The sequence below is a fragment of the Achromobacter sp. FW305-C-13 genome (assembly GCF_058783475.1).
Genome location: NZ_JBYSYN010000003.1, coordinates 710766 through 725957 on the forward strand (window position 1 = coordinate 710766; position 15192 = coordinate 725957).

Sequence of the window (15192 nt, forward strand, 5' to 3'; positions counted from 1 at the left end):
TTAGCGATTCGGAAGATAGGGATGCGTGGCCTTCCAGTGGCGGGCGATGTCCAGCCGGCGGCACACCCATACGCGGTCATGGCTGGCGATGTGATCCAGGAAACGTTGCAGCGCGGTGATGCGCCCCGGACGCCCCAGCAGGCGGCAGTGCATGCCGATGCTGAGCATCTTGGGCGAGTCCTCGCCTTCGGCGTAGAGCACGTCGAAGCTGTCTTTCAGGTATTGGAAGAACGGATCGGCGTGCGAATAGCCTTGCGGCAAGGCGAAACGCATGTCGTTGCAGTCCAGCGTGTAAGGCACGATCAGTTGCGGCACGACGCTGCCGTCGGTTTTTTGCACTTGCATCCAGAAGGGCAGGTCATCGCCGTAGTAGTCGCTGTCGTACTCGAAGCCGCCGTCGTCGGCCACCAGGCGGCGGGTGCGCGGGCTGTCGCGCCCCGTGTACCAGCCCAGGGGGCGGGTGCCGGTAAGGCGGGTGATGGCGTCCATGCCCAGGCGCATGTGTTCGCGCTCGGTGGCTTCGTCCACGTTCTGATAGTGCACCCAGCGCCAGCCGTGGCATGCGATCTCGTGGCCGAGTTCGACGAATGCCGCGGTCAGCTCGGGGTGGCGTTGCAATGCCATGCCGACGCCAAAGACCGTCAGCGGCAGCTGCCGCTTTTCGAATTCCCGCAGGATGCGCCAGACGCCCGCGCGCGATCCGTATTCATAGATGCCTTCCATGCTGAGGTGGCGATCGGGGTAGCTGGCGGGGTTGAACATTTCGGACAGGAACTGTTCAGACCCGGCGTCGCCGTGCAGCACGCTGTTCTCGCCGCCTTCTTCGTAATTCAGCACGAATTGCACGGCGATACGGGCGCGGCCGGGCCATTGGGCGTGCGGCGGATTCCGGCCGTAGCCGATCAGGTCGCGGGGATAGGCAAGCGTGGAGTCGTAGGTATGCATGAAGGAGGCGGGCAGAGGGCCGGATTCGACAAGCGGGCGCCGCAGGGCGGTCGCGTCATGTTCGGCTAAACAATAGCGGGAAAGCAAGCCTCTGTATACAATTTATGTACATCACTGAGGAAAACGCTAATGTCGGCGTACGTTTCCACGCACGCCGGCATCGTTTAACGCAGATCACCTGCGGGCCAGCCCATGGCCCCGAAGCCAGCCTCAGCCGTTGCGGTAGAGAAAGCTGTAGGCGTTGATCGCCGGCACCCCTCCCAGGTGCGCATACAGGATCTTCGATCCCGCCGGGATTTCGCCGCGGCGGATGATGTCCATCATCCCCTGCATGGATTTCCCTTCGTAGACCGGGTCGGTCATCATGCCTTCCAGCCGCGCGCAGGTGCGGATGGCGTCGTTGGTTTCGGCGGAGGGCAGGCCGTAGGCGGGGTAGGCATAACGCGTGTCCAGCACCACGTCGCGGTCGGTGATGCCTGTCTCCAGCCCAACCAGATCCGCGGTGCGGCGCGCGATGCGCAGGATCTGCGCACGCGTCTGCTCAGGCGTGCCAGAAGCGTCAATGCCGATGACGCGGTCGGCGCGCCCGTCGGCGGCAAAGCCCACCACCATGCCGGCCTGGGTGCTGCCGGTGACGGCGCACACGACGATGTAATCGAACTTGAACCCCAGGTCGGCTTCCTGGCGCCGCACCTCTTCGGCAAAGCCCACGTACCCCAGGCCGCCCAGTTCATGGTCGGAGGCACCCGCAGGAATGGCATAGGGCTTGCCGCCGCGCTTTCTCACGTCTTCCAGCGCTTCTTCCCAGCTGCGCCGAAAGCCGATGTCGAAGCCCTGGTCCACCAGTCGCACGTCGGCGCCCATCAGGCGGCTCATCATGATGTTGCCGACGCGGTCATAGACCGCGTCCGAATAGTCCACCCAGTTTTCCTGGACCAGCACGCAGGCCAGTCCCAGTTTGGCGGCCACGGCGGCCACCATGCGAGTGTGGTTGGACTGGATGCCGCCGATGGTCACCAGCGTGTCGCAGCCTTGCTCGAGCGCTTGCGGGATCAGGTATTCCAGCTTGCGCAGCTTGTTGCCGCCGAAGGCCAGGCCGCTGTTGCAGTCTTCGCGCTTGGCGTAGATATCGACCTTGCCGCCCAGGTGGGCGGACAGCCGGTCGAGCTTTTCAATGGGGGTGTCGCCGAAGGTCAGGCGGTGGCGGGGAAATCGTTGCAGATCCATGCGGACTCCTGGGAAAAAGGTCCGGGCCGGGCGGGTGGCGCGGATGGAGAAATCATAGGAATCGCCGGGATTTGCGGTCAATTGCGTTATTTGTCCGTTTTTCGTTTTTAAAGTTATTAATAATGGTTGTTTGGAATTCAATATTTCGAATATAAAAACAACAACGAAATTAAATTTTCAGGGACATATCAAATGACCGTCGCCTCGGGCCTGGACCGCATCGACCGCCACATCCTGCGCGTGCTGCAGGACGACGCGCAGATCACGAACCTCGACCTGAGCGCGCGCGTGCACCTGAGTCCCGCCGCCTGCCTGCGCCGCGTGGAAAAGCTCAAGGCCGAAGGCGTGATCAAGAAGACGGTCGCGTTGCTGGAACCGGCAGAGGTCGACATGGCCACGCTAGTCATCGTCGGCGTGGTGCTGGACCGTTCCACGCCCGAGTCCTTCACCGATTTCGAGGAAGCCGCGCGGGGCATCAGCGGCTGTCTGGAGTGCCATCTGGTAGCCGGCGAATTCGACTACTTCCTGATGTTGCGCATACGTGATCTGGAACGCTTCAACAAGCTGCATGCGGGCGAGATCATCAAGCTGCCCGGCGTACGCCAGATCCGCACCTTTTTCGTGTTGAAAGAGATCCTGTCCACGACTTCGCTGCCGGTATGACGCGGCTATTGCGCAACACTCTGGTGTGGAGTGCCTGAAAATGACGCGCTGCGGCATTTTCGATTGACGGAATTTGATGGCGTGTAGACGGCTGGATTGCAGGCGTTCGACGGACATTCCAAAGCCGCATGCAGACATTCCGATTCGGCTTTTGCGTCACAGAAACGCAAGAAGACGCCCATAAACTCAAAGGGTTATACTTTCAACCATACGGCTATCAAGGCTTGTACGCGCCTTCTGCCCCTGCGATCCGCTTAACGGGAAGCCCGTGCTGCGGAAGGTTTTCCTGCATCGTGTCGAGTGAAGCACTCGTAAAGGTGAAGCGATATGTCTTCGGAAATAGAATCTCTATCCACGTCTTATCTCTTTGGGGGTAACGCCCCTTATGTTGAGGAGCTTTACGAAGCCTACCTCGACAATCCAGGTTCGGTACCTGATAACTGGCGCGAGTATTTCGACCAGCTGCAGCATGCTCCCGCAACCGACGGCCAGGAATCCACTCGCGACCAGGCCCACGCTCCCATCGTCGAATCGTTTGCCCAGCGCGCCAAGGCCAATGCCTTCGTGCAACGCTCGGCCGAACCCGACCTGAGCGTCGCCAGCAAGCAGGTTTCGGTGCAGTCGCTGATTGCCGCCTACCGCTCGCTGGGTTCGCGCTGGGCCGACCTGGATCCGCTCAAGCGCCAGGAACGTCCCCCGATCCCGGAACTCGATCCCGCCTTCTACGGCCTGACCGAAGCCGATCTGGACCAGACCTACTCGGCCACCAACACCTACTTCACGACCGCCAGCACGATGACGCTGCGCGACATCCTGAAGGCGCTGCGCGACACGTATTGCCGCAGCATCGGTGCTGAATTCACGCACATCTCCGACCCCGCCGCCAAGCGCTGGATCCAGGAACGCCTGGAAACCACCCTGGGCGCGCCCGCCTACTCGGTCGAAGAAAAGCGCCACATCCTGCAGCAGCTGACCGAGTCCGAAGGGCTCGAGCGCTTCCTGCACACCAAGTACGTCGGCCAGAAGCGCTTCTCGCTGGAAGGCGGCGAAAGCTTCATCGCCTCGATGGACGAAGTGGTGAACCACGCCGGTGAAAACGGCGTCCAGGAAATCGTGGTCGGCATGGCCCACCGCGGCCGCCTGAACCTGCTCGTGAACATCATGGGCAAGATGCCTGGCGACCTGTTCGCCGAGTTCGAAGGCAAGCACGCTGAAGGCCTGACCGACGGCGACGTGAAGTACCACAACGGCTTCTCCAGCGACCTGTCCACCCGTGGCGGTCCGGTCCACCTGTCGTTGGCCTTCAACCCGTCCCACCTGGAAATCGTCAACCCCGTGGTCGAAGGCAGCGCACGCGCTCGCCAGGAACGCCGCGGCGACGCCGAAGGCAAGCAAGTGCTGCCGGTGCTGGTGCACGGCGACGCGGCTTTCGCCGGCCAGGGCGTGGTCATGGAAACGCTGAACCTGGCGCAGACCCGCGGCTACGGCACGGGCGGCACGCTGCACATCGTCATCAACAACCAGATCGGCTTCACGACGTCTGACCCGCGTGACTCGCGTTCGACGCTGTATTGCACCGACGTGGTCAAGATGATCGAAGCCCCGGTGTTCCACGTCAACGGCGACGATCCCGAAGCCGTGGTGTTCGTCACCAAGCTGGCGCTGGACTACCGTCTGCAATTCCGTCACGACATCGTGGTGGACATCGTTTGCTTCCGCAAGCTGGGCCACAACGAGCAAGACACCCCGTCGCTGACGCAGCCCCTGATGTACAAGCGCATCGGCCATCACCCCGGCACGCGCAAGCTGTACGCCGACAAGCTGACCACGCAAGGCGTGCTGGCTGAAGGCGAAGCCGATCAACTGGTGAAGGACTACCGCCAGCTGATGGAAGACGGCCAGCGCACCATCGAACCGGTGCTGACCGACTACAAGAGCAAGTACGCGATCGACTGGTCGCCGTTCCTGGGCGCCAAGTGGACCGATCAGGCCGACACGGCCGTGCCGCTGGCTGAACTCAAGCGCATCGGCGAACGCATCACGACGGTTCCGGAAGGCTTCACGGTGCACCCGCTGGTCGCCAAGCTGCTGAACGATCGCCGCACGATGGCCAAGGGCGAAATGAACCTGGACTGGGGCATGGGCGAACACCTCGCCTTCGCGACCCTGGTGTCCTCGGGCTACGCCATCCGCATCACCGGCCAGGACTCGGGCCGCGGCACGTTCACGCACCGCCACGCCGTGCTGCACGACCAGAACCGCGAACGCTGGAACGACGGCACGTACATTCCGCTGCAGAACGTGTCGGAAGGCCAGGCGCCGTTCACCGTCATCGACTCCGTGCTGTCCGAAGAGGCGGTGCTGGGTTTTGAATACGGCTACTCCAGCGCTGAACCGAACACGCTGACCATCTGGGAAGGCCAGTTTGGCGACTTCGTCAACGGCGCCCAGGTCGTGATCGACCAGTTCATCAGCTCCGGCGAAGCCAAGTGGGGCCGCCAGTCGGGCCTGACGCTGATGCTGCCGCACGGCTACGAAGGCCAGGGCCCCGAGCACTCCTCGGGCCGCATCGAGCGCTTCCTGCAGCTGTGCGCCGACAACAACATGCAAGTGGTCCAGCCGACCTCTGCCTCGCAGATCTTCCACGTTCTGCGCCGCCAGATGATCCGCCCGTTCCGCAAGCCGCTGGTGCTGTTCACGCCGAAGTCGCTGCTGCGCAACAAGGATGCAGGGTCCCCGCTGACCGATCTGGCCGGTGGCAGCTTCCAGCCGGTGATCGGCGAAGTGGACGACACCATCGACGCCAGCAAGGTCAAGCGCGTGCTGGCTTGCTCGGGCAAGGTGTACTACGACCTGGTCAACGCCCGCCGCGAGCGTGGCGCCGACAACGTCGCGATCGTCCGTGTCGAACAGCTGTACCCGTTTGCACACAAGTCGTTCGAAACGGAACTGCGCAAGTACCCGAAGGCAACCGAAGTGATCTGGGTTCAGGACGAACCGCAGAACCAAGGCGCCTGGTTCTACGTTCAGCATCACGTGTACGAGAACATGGTCGAAGGCCAGAAGCTGGGCTACGCTGGTCGTGCCGCGTCGGCATCGCCGGCCGTGGGCTACCTGGCCAAGCACCAGGAGCAGCAGAAGGCCCTGATCGAAACGGCCTTTGCGCCCAAGTTCAAGGTCATGTTGACGAAGTAACCCTGGCTTGATGCACGCGCCGCGGGCGGCAAGCGTTCTGGAACCCCGTTTCGAACCTTGCCGCGCCGCGTGACCAGAACACAACTTTACGGAACAAATAAAATGGCTATTACCGACGTCGTTGTCCCCCAACTTTCCGAATCCGTCTCCGAAGCGACCCTGCTGACCTGGAAGAAGCAGCCGGGCGCTGCCGTTGAAGCGGACGAAATCCTGATCGAAGTCGAAACCGACAAGGTCGTGCTGGAAGTGCCGGCTCCCGCCTCGGGCGTGCTGGCCGAAATCGTCAAGGGCGATGGCAGCACCGTGACCTCGGGCGAAGTGCTGGCCCGCATCGACACCGCTGGCAAGGCCGCCGCCGCCGCGACCGCTCCGGCTGCCGCCGCCCCGGCCGCTGCCCAAGCTGCTGCTGCTCCGGCCGCAGCTGCCCCGGCTTCGACCGCCGCCGCTGGCGTGGCATCGCCCGCCGCTTCCAAGATCCTGGCCGAGAAGGGCGTTGACGCCGCTTCCGTGGCCGGCACCGGCCGTGATGGCCGCGTGACCAAGGGCGACGCCCTGGCCGCCAGCGCTCCCGCCGCCAAGGCCGCTCCGGCTAAGGCCCCGGCTGCCCCCGCCCCGACCACGCTGTCGCTGGACGGCCGTCCGGAACAGCGCGTGCCGATGAGCCGCCTGCGCGCCCGCATCGCCGAGCGCCTGCTGCAATCGCAGCAAGAAAACGCGATCCTGACCACGTTCAACGAAGTGAACATGCAAGCGGTCATCGATCTGCGCAGCAAGTACAAGGACAAGTTCGAAAAGGAACACGGCATCAAGCTGGGTTTCATGTCGTTCTTCGTCAAGGCCGCTGTGGCCGCGCTGAAGAAGTACCCGCTGATCAACGCGTCGATCGACGGCAAGGACATCATCTATCACGGCTACTTCGACATCGGTATCGCTGTCGGCAGCCCGCGTGGCCTGGTGGTGCCGATCCTGCGCAACGCCGACCAGCTGTCCATCGCTGAAATCGAAAAGACCATCGCTGACTTCGGCCGCCGCGCCGCTGACGGCAAGCTGGGCATTGAAGAAATGACCGGCGGCACGTTCTCGATCTCCAACGGTGGCGTGTTCGGTTCGATGCTGTCGACCCCGATCATCAACCCGCCGCAATCGGCCATCCTGGGCGTGCACGCCACCAAGGATCGCGCCGTTGTCGAAAACGGCCAGATCGTCATCCGCCCGATGAACTACCTGGCGCTGTCCTACGACCACCGCATCATCGACGGCCGCGAAGCCGTGCTGGGCCTGGTCGCCATGAAGGACGCCCTGGAAGATCCGCAGCGTCTGTTGCTGGACCTGTAATCTCGACGCTCCGCGCGTGGCGCCGCACCCGGCCTTCGGGCCTGCGGCGCCCCGGCCGGCTCTCAGCCGGCCTCCGGCAACACCGCGTCGGGCGGGGCGTGTTCCACCCCTCATCTCACCCGCGAGAACACTATGTCCAAACAATTTGACGTCGTCGTGATCGGCGCAGGCCCTGGCGGCTACATTGCCGCCATCCGTGCAGCGCAACTCGGCATGTCGGTCGCTTGCATCGACGCCTGGCAGAACGGCCAAGGCGGCCCGGCTCCTGGCGGCACCTGCACCAACGTTGGTTGCATCCCGTCCAAGGCGCTGCTGCAATCGTCCGAGCACTTCGAACAAGCCAACCACCACTTCGCCGAGCACGGCATCGAAGTCAAGGGCGTCAGCCTGAAGCTCGACACGCTGATCGGCCGCAAGAACACGGTGGTCAAGCAGAACAACGACGGCATCCTGTACCTGTTCAAGAAGAACAAGGTCACGTTCTTCCACGGCAAGGGCGCGTTCAGCGGCCAAGTGGAAGGCGGCTGGGCCATCAAGGTCACCGGCACCACGGAAGAAGACCTGGTTGCCAAGCACGTGGTCGTGGCCACGGGCTCGTCGGCGCGTGAACTGCCCGGCCTGCCGTTCGACGAAAAGGTGGTGCTGTCCAACGACGGCGCATTGAACATCGGCGCCGTGCCGAAGACGCTGGGCGTGATTGGCGCTGGCGTGATCGGCCTGGAAATGGGCAGCGTGTGGCGCCGCCTGGGTTCTGAAGTCACCATCCTGGAAGCGATGCCGGAATTCCTGGCTGCCGCTGACGGCCAGGTGGCCAAGGAAGCCCTGAAGGCTTTCACCAAGCAAGGCCTGAACATCCAGATGGGTGTGAAGATCGGCGAGATCAAGGCCACCGCCAAGTCGGTGACCGTGCCCTACGTCGACGCCAAGGGCGCCGAGCAGAAGCTGGTGGTGGACAAGCTGATCGTCTCGATCGGCCGCGTGCCCTACACCGGCGGCCTGAACGCCGACGCCGTGGGCTTGAAGCTGGATGAACGCGGCTTCGTGGCCGTGGACGCCGACTGCAAGACCAACCTGCCGAACGTGTGGGCAGTGGGTGACGTTGTGCGCGGCCCGATGCTGGCGCACAAGGCCGAAGAAGAAGGCGTGGCGGTTGCCGAGCGCATCTCCGGCCAACATGGCCACGTCAACTTCGACACCGTGCCGTGGGTCATCTACACGTCGCCGGAAATCGCCTGGGTGGGCAAGACCGAACAGCAACTCAAGGCCGAAGGCCGCGAGTACAAGGCCGGCAGCTTCCCGTTCCTGGCCAACGGCCGCGCCCGCGCGCTGGGCGACACGACCGGCTTTGCCAAGGTCATCGCCGACGCCAAGACCGACGAAGTCCTGGGCGTGCACATCGTGGGCCCGATGGCCTCGGAACTGATCTCGGAAGCCGTGACCATCATGGAATTCCGCGGCGCCGCCGAAGACATCGCCCGCATCTGCCACGCGCACCCGACCTTGTCGGAAGCCGTGAAGGAAGCCGCTCTGGCCGTGGACAAGCGCGCGCTGAACTTCTAAGCGACGCTTGAGCTGAGCAAGACAGGGGGCGGGTTCCAGGACCCGCCCTTTTTTTATCGCCGGGCCGACCCAAGAGAAGAGCGCCCCTTTGGGGCAGCAAGCATGCCAGGCATGCGTACCGTGGGGGCCCAGTCAAGGTTATCCGATCCACATGAACGTCCGCGAATACTACGAACAGGCATTGGCCGAGCGAGGCTACGAGCCCGATGCCGCCCAGAAGCTGGCGATCGACCGCTTGCAGCGCTACTACGACGAATGGCTCAAGTTCAAGTCGATGCGCTCGAACGCGCTGAAGAAGCTGCTGAACCGGCCTGACGTGCCGCGCGGCGTGTACCTGTGGGGCGGAGTGGGGCGGGGCAAGAGCTTCCTGATGGACGCGTTCTATGCCACCGTGCCGGTCGTGCGCAAGACGCGGCTGCACTTCCACGAGTTCATGCGCGGCGTCCACCGCGAGCTGGAAGAAGTCAAAGGCATGCAGGATCCGCTGGATGAAGTGGCCAAGCGGGTTGCCAAGCGCTACCGCCTGATCTGCTTCGACGAGTTCCACGTGTCGGATGTGGCCGACGCGATGATCCTGCACCGCCTGTTGCTCAAGCTGTTCGAGTACGGCACGTCGTTCGTGATGACGTCCAACTACGAGCCGTCCACGCTGTATACCGATGGCCTGCACCGCGACCGCGTGTTGCCCGCCATCGCGTTGATCCAGTCGCGCATGGACGTGATGAACGTGGATGCCGGCATTGACTACCGCCGCCGCTCGCTGGAACAGGTGCAGTGCTATCACACGCCGCTGGACGAACATGCGCAAGCCGCGTTGCAGAAGGCGTTCGACAGCCTGGCGGATACCCCGCCGCAGGAACCGCTACTGCACATCGAGCACCGCGAGATCCGCGCGCTGGCGCTGGCGGGTTCGGTCGTGTGGTTCGATTTCGCGACCCTCTGTGGCGGCCCCCGTTCGCAGAACGATTACCTGGAACTGGCGAACCGGTTCCACGCCGTGATCCTGTCCGGCGTGCCGAAGATGGGGCCGCGCCAGGCGTCCGAGGCGCGCCGCTTCACGTGGCTGATCGACGTGTTCTATGACCACCGGGTCAAGCTCATCATGTCGGCCGAATGCGAGCCCGAAGCCATCTACACGGAAGGCGCGCTGGCTAACGAGTTCCACCGCACGGTGTCGCGCATCCTTGAAATGCAGTCGCGCGAATACCTGGAATCGGAACGCCGGCTGACCGTGACGTTGTAGTTATGCCGCATCTAGCCCCTGTTGCAGGGGCCGGACGGACATAGAATTGGTAACGCAAGTCATTATCAATTAAGATTTTGAGACTTCTGGTCCCGCACCGCCGTCTCAATCGTGTCCTCCCCCTATCTCCCCGCATCGATCCCGTGCGCCGACTCCGCCATCGCGCCCGTCGATGGCTTGTATCGCGACCACCGCTCCTGGCTGTTCGGGTGGCTGCGCCGCAAGCTGGGATGCGAGCACCGCGCCGAGGATCTGGCGCAGGATGTTTTCGTACGGGTGATCCAGGGGCGCAAGGCGGTGCGCGTGAACGAAGCGCGCGCCTTGCTGACCACGATCGCCAAGGGGCTTGTGGTGGACCACCAGCGCCATGCCGCGCTGGAGTACGCCTACCTGGCGTATCTGGCCACGGTGCCGGAAGCCTATGCGCCGTCGCCCGAGGTGCAGGCCGAGCAACTGCAATCGTTGATGCAGCTGGACCGGTTGCTGGATGGCCTGCCGCCCAAGGCGCGATCGGCCTTTCTGCTGTCGCAGCTGGATGGCCTGACCTATCCCGAAATCGCCCAGCGCCTGGGCGTGTCCTTGAGTTCCGTTCAACAGTACATGGTGCGCGCGATGTCCGCGTGCTACGTGGCGTTCTATGAGTGACGCCGCGCGCGGCATGCCGCCGGACCCGGTCGTGCGCCAGGCCATCGCCTGGTGGGCCAAGCTGCAATCCGGCCTGGCCGACGCGCACGACCGGGAATCCTGTCAGGCCTGGCTGGAAGCGGACGCCGCGCACCGGCAGGCCTGGGACCGATTGCAGGCCATCGGCCGCGATGCGCGCCGGGTGCCGCCGGCGTTGGCCCATGCCGCCTTGAATGCGCCTCGGTCGCCCGGACGCCGCACCGCGTTGCGCGGCCTGCTGGCGTTCACCGGGCTGGCGGCCACGGGTTGGGCCGGTTACCGGCACACGCCCTGGCAGCGTCTGGCGGCCGACCTGAGCACAAGCGTGGGAGAGCGCCGCACCGTGGCGTTGGCCGAGGGCTTGAACATCACCCTGAACAGTGACAGCGCGGTGCGCCTGCATCTGACCGCACAGGCGCGCGGCATCGACCTGCTTCGCGGCGAGATGCTGGTGCACACCGTAGCGCGCCCGGGTATCGGCGCGTTGCGCGTAGACACCGGCTACGGCGAACTCCACGCGGAACAGGCCCGGTTCGACCTGCGTCGCACCGACGAAGGTTCGCGCCTGGGCGTATACGAAGGCAGCGTCGCCTTGCTGCGCGATGGCGTATGGACGCATGCGTCCGCCGGCGAACGCCTGGCCTTTGCGGACGGCGGCCAGATCGGCCGCCACGCGTCCGACCCGGATCGTCTGGCCTGGGTGGACGGCCTGGTGGTGGCCAAGGACTGGCGCCTGGATGACTTCGCCGAGTACCTGGCGCGCCAGCGCGTGGGCCTGATCCGCGTGGATCCGGCCGTGGCGGACCTGAGGTTGTCCGGCGTCTTCCCGCTGGACGACGCCGAACGCGCGTTAAAGGCGTTGGAGCCTGCGCTGCCTATCACCGTGACGCGGCACACGCAATACTGGCTGCAAGTCGGGCCGCGTCAGATCTGACCGTTACAACTTTTTTGCCCGACGCATTGCAGGTTTTTGATCCCCATACGGAAAGGCAGAGATAGACCACCGTACAGGGAGAGTTTTTTGTCTGCTTCATCTCATGCGCGCCTGCGCGCCACGCTGACCACCGGCCGCATGGCCGTGTTGGCCGCCACTTGCGCGGGCGCGCTTGCCGCCGGCATGCCCGCCGCCTGGGCGCAATCCGCACCGGCTGCCGCCGCCAGTGCGTCGCGCACGTATCAAATTCCCGCCGGTCAGTTGGCCGATGCGCTCACGCAGTTCGCGCGCAGCGCCGGCGTCATCCTGTCGTTCGACCCCGCGCTGGTGCGCGGCCAGCGCTCGGACGGGCTGAACGGCGCGTATTCGGTGGGCGCGGGTTTTGCCCGCCTCCTGTCGGGCAGCGGCCTGCAGGCGCGCGCGCAATCGGGCAACACCTGGACGCTGGTGCCGGCGCCCGTGTCGTCGTCGGGCGACACGCACGTGCTGGCGCCGGTGACGGTGTCCGGCATATCGGACAGCGCGCTGGCGCCCACGGTGGGCTACGTTGCCCGCGCCAGCGTCAGCGCGACGAAGACGGACACGCCGCTGATCGAGACCCCGCAGTCGGTGTCCGTCGTGACGCGCGATCAGATCACGGAGCAGGGCGCGCAGACCTTGAACCAGGTGCTGCGCTACACGGCGGGCGTGGCGACCGAATCGCGCGGCGCGACCGCCACGCGCCTGGACCAGTTCACCGTGCGCGGCTTCTCGGCCTCGACCTACCTGGACGGCCTGCGGGTATTCGGCGGACGCGACGCCTTGCCGCAAGTGGACGCCTATCGCCTGGAGCGCGTGGACGTGCTGAAGGGGCCGGCATCGGTCATGTATGGCCAGGGCGGCCCGGGCGGCGTGGTGAACCAGGTCAGCAAGCGCCCGCTGGAGGAGACGCTGCGCGAAGTGGAAGTGCAGGTCGGCAACTATGACTACCGCCGCGCCAATTTCGATTTCGGCGGCCCGGTGGACGAAGAAGGGAAATACCTCTATCGCCTGGTCGGCTCCGGCTACATGTCCGACGGCCAGGTGAAGGACACCAAGGAACGCCGCTACTTCGTGGCACCGGCCTTCACGTGGAAGCCCAACGGCGATACCTCGTTGACCGTGCTGACGAATTTCCAGCGCGATCCCGACATGGGCTCGTACGGCAGCGTGTCGTCGATGCGCACGCTGCTGTCCGCGCCCGACGGCATCCGCCTGCCGTCGGACTATTACGACGGCGATGCCAATTTCGAAAAGAGCGACCGCAAGAGCTACTCGCTGGGCTACGTGCTGGACCACCGCTTCAACGACACGTTCAAGGCGACGCAAAGCCTGCGCTGGACGCGTTCCGAGGCGAAGTACCGCAGCATCTACGGTGCGTCCAATCCGAACTTCGGCTATCTGGACCCGGACTACCTCTATCAGCAACGCGCTTCGATCGCGACCGACGTGGATGTGGGCGCGTTGACCATCGACAACAACCTGCAGGCGCGCTTCAACACCGGCGCCTTCGGCCACACGGTGCTGCTGGGCTTCGATTACCAGCACGTCAAGACCGATACGCTGTCCGGCTTCGGCAGCGCGCCGCCGCTGTACGTGCTGAACCCGGATAACCACCAGAACATTCCGGTGCCGGCCTTCTCGACCGACGCGACGTCCCGCCAGTATCAGACGGGCCTGTATTTCCAGGACCAGATCAAGATCGACCGCCTCTCCGTGCTGCTGGGCGGACGCTATGACTGGTCGCGCACGGTGGGCGAGACCACCACCATCGCGACCGGCCGGGTCGCGCCGTCCGCGCTGAACGCCGAGGCGTTCACGGGCCGTCTGGGCGTGATCTACAACTTCGACAATGGCGTGGCGCCGTACTTCAGCTATTCGGAGTCGTTCGAGCCGCAATCGGGAACGGGCTGGCAGAACGTGCCCTTCAAGCCGATCGAAGGCAACCAGTACGAGGTGGGCATCAAGTACCAGCCGCCGGGCAGCGCCACGATGCTGTCGTTTGCGGCGTTCGATATCCGCCGCGAGAACATGACGACGACCGATCCGGATCCGACGCACATCTGCGGCACGGCGGGCGGCCGATGCTCGATCCAGGCGGGCGAACTGCGCACGCAAGGGATCGAGCTGGAGGCCAAAACCGAGCCGCTGCGCGGCCTGACGCTGGTGGCGGCGTATTCGTTGATGGACAACGAATACTCCAAGGCCAACCCCAGCCTGACCGGATTGAACCTGAAGGGCAAGACGCCGGTGGGCGTGCCGTCGCAACAGGCGTCCGCATGGGCGCGCTACCAGTTGCAGGACGGTCCGCTTGCAGGCATGGGCGTGGGCGGCGGCGTGCGCTACATCGGGTCTTCTTACGTGAACGACACCAACACCATGAAGGTGCCGTCCGTCACGTTGTTCGACTTGATGCTGGACTACGACCTGGGTCGCGTCTCGCCGACGTTGAAGGGCATGCAGGTGGCGCTGAACGTGCAGAACCTGTTCGACAAGGAATACATCGCCTCGTGCTCGGGGGACTCCTGGTGCTGGTACGGCTATCAACGTTCCATCAAGGCCAGCTTGCGGTATCGCTGGTAAGCGGGGCAGGGGAAGCGGTCTGCAAGGGCCGTTTTCCCTTGCGGTCGAGGCCCAAGGCATCGATCCCCAATTATTTGGCGTCTTCGGTAGTGAGAATGGTTATAATTCAGACCCACCTGACAGGCATAGGCCGCGGGGCTTGCCTGCTTGGGTCATCGGACCAGTCTTCGGACTAAAGGAAAAAACCAAAATGAAATTCGCTAGGACTTTGGCCGCGATTGCCCTGTTGGGCAGCGCGGGCGCCGCGCAGGCGCACTTTGTTTGGCTGGAACGCAGCGCCGAGGGTCCGGCCAAGGCGTACTTTGGTGAATGGGCCGACGATCTGCGCGAAAAGCGCGATGGCCTGCTGGGCAAGGTCCTGGTGGCGCCGGTTGTGACGGGCGCGGATGGCAAGGCGCTGAAAGCGTCGGCCGAAGGCGCCGATTTCGTGGAGTTCGGCGCGACGGGCAAGGGCGACGTCCGCCTGGCGGCACCCATCCAGTTCAAGGAAACACTGGTCAAGTACAACGCCAAGGCGGGCCGTGCGGACACGCAAGGCAAGCTGGACCTGGAACTGGTGCCGACGGCTGCGGACGCCAACACGTTCGTCCTGCAATTCCAGGGCAAGCCGCTCGCCAAGACCGAAGTTACCGTGTTCGGTCCGCCCAAGTGGGAAAAGCGTTTCCACAGCGACGAGAACGGCCGCATTGAAATCACGACGCCGTGGCCCGGCCAGTATGTGCTGGAAGCCGCGCACGTCGAAGAGAAGGCGGGCGAGGCCGATGGCAAGTCCTACGCCAAGATCCGCTACGTATCCACCCTGACCTTCAACGTGTCCAAGTGAAAG

At 64.2% G+C, this 15192-nt stretch carries 11 protein-coding genes; 9 read left to right on the forward strand and 2 right to left on the reverse strand.

The genetic code is table 11. The features are described 5' to 3' along the window. Nucleotides 1-945 carry an allantoinase PuuE gene (puuE, locus tag AC3WMU_RS22185; RefSeq protein WP_035212840.1) on the reverse strand — a complete coding sequence of 315 codons (945 nt, stop codon included), beginning with the start codon at nucleotides 943-945 and terminating at the stop codon, nucleotides 1-3. Nucleotides 946-1155: 210 nt separating this feature from the next. Then, a complete protein-coding gene (locus tag AC3WMU_RS22190) occupies nucleotides 1156-2172 on the reverse strand; it encodes a 1-aminocyclopropane-1-carboxylate deaminase (RefSeq protein ID WP_006223917.1) in 1017 nt (338 codons plus the stop codon). A gap of 192 nt (nucleotides 2173-2364) precedes the next feature. Here AC3WMU_RS22190 and AC3WMU_RS22195 point away from each other — a divergent pair, with 192 nt between their 5' ends. From AC3WMU_RS22195 to AC3WMU_RS22235, 9 genes are all read left to right on the forward strand, one after another. Beyond that, a complete protein-coding gene (locus AC3WMU_RS22195) occupies nucleotides 2365-2835 on the forward strand; it encodes an Lrp/AsnC family transcriptional regulator (protein ID WP_280025486.1) in 471 nt (156 codons plus the stop codon). 327 nt (nucleotides 2836-3162) lie between these two features. Then, nucleotides 3163-6030: a 2-oxoglutarate dehydrogenase E1 component gene (locus AC3WMU_RS22200; protein ID WP_006223919.1), complete on the forward strand. Its 2868-nt coding sequence runs from the start codon at nucleotides 3163-3165 to the stop codon at nucleotides 6028-6030. Nucleotides 6031-6132: 102 nt separating this feature from the next. Beyond that, the gene (gene odhB, locus AC3WMU_RS22205; RefSeq protein ID WP_006223920.1) at nucleotides 6133-7365 is read left to right on the forward strand and encodes a 2-oxoglutarate dehydrogenase complex dihydrolipoyllysine-residue succinyltransferase; all 1233 of its coding nucleotides are present in this window, start codon (nucleotides 6133-6135) and stop codon (nucleotides 7363-7365) included. Between the two features lie 132 nt (nucleotides 7366-7497). Next, entirely contained in the window at nucleotides 7498-8925 is a 1428-nt protein-coding gene (gene lpdA, locus AC3WMU_RS22210) for a dihydrolipoyl dehydrogenase (protein WP_006223921.1), read from the forward strand. Nucleotides 8926-9076: 151 nt separating this feature from the next. Beyond that, the gene (gene zapE / locus AC3WMU_RS22215; RefSeq protein ID WP_315846454.1) at nucleotides 9077-10168 is read left to right on the forward strand and encodes a cell division protein ZapE; all 1092 of its coding nucleotides are present in this window, start codon (nucleotides 9077-9079) and stop codon (nucleotides 10166-10168) included. 111 nt (nucleotides 10169-10279) lie between these two features. Further along, complete coding sequence (locus tag AC3WMU_RS22220) at nucleotides 10280-10813, forward strand: sigma-70 family RNA polymerase sigma factor (protein WP_492282985.1); 534 nt, start codon at nucleotides 10280-10282, stop codon at nucleotides 10811-10813. Beyond that, on the forward strand, nucleotides 10806-11765 hold the full coding sequence (locus tag AC3WMU_RS22225) for a FecR domain-containing protein (RefSeq protein ID WP_492282986.1): 960 nt from the start codon (nucleotides 10806-10808) through the stop codon (nucleotides 11763-11765). The genes AC3WMU_RS22220 and AC3WMU_RS22225 overlap by 8 nt, the downstream gene beginning before the upstream one ends. Nucleotides 11766-11903: 138 nt before the next feature. Next, entirely contained in the window at nucleotides 11904-14366 is a 2463-nt protein-coding gene (locus AC3WMU_RS22230) for a TonB-dependent siderophore receptor (protein ID WP_492283048.1), read from the forward strand. 190 nt (nucleotides 14367-14556) lie between these two features. Next, on the forward strand, nucleotides 14557-15189 hold the full coding sequence (locus tag AC3WMU_RS22235) for a DUF4198 domain-containing protein (RefSeq protein ID WP_035212797.1): 633 nt from the start codon (nucleotides 14557-14559) through the stop codon (nucleotides 15187-15189). The last annotated feature ends 3 nt before the right edge of the window (nucleotides 15190-15192 follow it).